1 protein-coding gene is annotated in these 979 nt (G+C 68.3%); it reads left to right on the forward strand.

Annotated features, from left to right (window positions below):
- Positions 1-78 precede the first annotated feature (78 nt).
- Positions 79-948, forward strand: a complete 870-nt coding sequence (locus tag ACFU4Z_RS33205) for a class I SAM-dependent methyltransferase (RefSeq protein WP_379071267.1) — start codon at positions 79-81, stop codon at positions 946-948.
- Positions 949-979: the final 31 nt, after the last annotated feature.

Genomic DNA, 979 nt, shown 5'->3' on the forward strand with positions numbered 1-979 from the left:
GGTTCTCTCTGTTTCTCTCTCCCCCACCCACTTTCTTTTGTTTTTTTGGGGGTGTCGTTCCCCTTTTTTAGTGGGCGCATGCCCACTATACCGCCGGAGCAACCGCCCCTTTCCGAGCCCGAGCCGCGCGAGGCGCATCAGGCCCGGCACATCGCCGAGTCGTTCGGCTCCGACGCCGAACGCTACGACCGAACCCGGCCGCGTTACCCCGACGCCCTGGTGGCACGGATAGTCGCCGAGAGCCCCGGCCCCGACGTGCTCGATGTCGGGACCGGCACCGGCATCGCGGCCAGGCAGTTCCAGGCGGCAGGCAGCCGGGCGCTCGGAGTCGAACCCGACGCGCGGATGGCGGAGTTCGCGCGCCGCAGCGGGGTCGAGGTCGAGGTGTCGACGTTCGAAGCCTGGGATACCGCAGGCCGGACATTCGACGCGGTCGTCGCCGGACAGACCTGGCATTGGGTCGACCCGGTCGCGGGAGCGGCCAAAGCGGCGCACGTGCTGCGCCCCGGCGGTCGACTGGCCGTGTTCTGGTACGTATTCCAACCACCGTCGGCGCTGGCCGCAGCCTTCTCCACGGTCTACCGCAGAGTGCTGCCCGGCTCGCCGTTCGACCGCCCGACGATGCCCGGCCTCGACACCTACTCCGCGTTCTTCACCAAGGCGGCCAACGGAATACAACAGGCCGGCGCGTTCGGCGACGCGGAGCAATGGCGGTTCGACTGGGAGCAGCCCTGCACCCGCGACGAATGGCTGGAGCAGGTGCCGACATTCGGTGGCCACAGCCAATTCCCGCCGGACAAACTGGAGGCACTGCTGAATGGCATCGGCGCAGCCATCGACGCGGCAGGGGGCAGCTTCACGATGCGCTACACCGCGGTGGCGGTCACTGCGACGCGAACCGACGCCGACCGATCTCAGCAACCACGTGACAAGGGAAACCCGGTCTGAGCGGCCGACCCGACGTCGCATCGGCGACCAC

The sequence above is a fragment of the Nocardia sp. NPDC057440 genome, from assembly GCF_042802915.1.
Classification (GTDB): domain Bacteria; phylum Actinomycetota; class Actinomycetes; order Mycobacteriales; family Mycobacteriaceae; genus Nocardia.

Excerpts from the sequence above, each read along its gene's own strand:
- ACFU4Z_RS33205 (WP_379071267.1), top strand. The coding sequence starts at position 79 with ATGCCCACTATACCGCCGGAGCAACCGCCCCTTTCCGAGCCCGAGCCG.